This window comes from Citrobacter sp. Cpo071 (assembly GCF_030332765.1).
Lineage (GTDB): Bacteria > Pseudomonadota > Gammaproteobacteria > Enterobacterales > Enterobacteriaceae > Citrobacter > Citrobacter portucalensis.
On sequence record NZ_JAOWHE010000035.1, the window covers coordinates 1 to 207 of the forward strand.

The 207-nt window shown below is 56.5% G+C and carries 1 protein-coding gene; it reads left to right on the forward strand.

All coding sequences use genetic code 11. The features are described 5' to 3' along the window. Nucleotides 1-207, forward strand: a 207-nt coding sequence (locus tag OGY09_RS00990; protein WP_286589796.1) for a hypothetical protein, incomplete at both ends; no start/stop codon positions are given.

Consider the following 207-nt stretch of genomic DNA (forward strand, 5'->3'; position numbering starts at 1 on the left):
ACAGCAGCAGAAAAGTATGGGCGGATAACCGCATCACGGAGGATGCACAGTACCTGTACCGCTATGACCGTTACGGCAGGTTGACGGAGAAGACGGACCGTATCCTGGACGGGGCCATCCGCATGTACGATGAACACACGCACCACTACAGCTACGATAACCAGCACCGGCTGGTGCACTACCTCCGCACACAGTACGGCAAAAAGC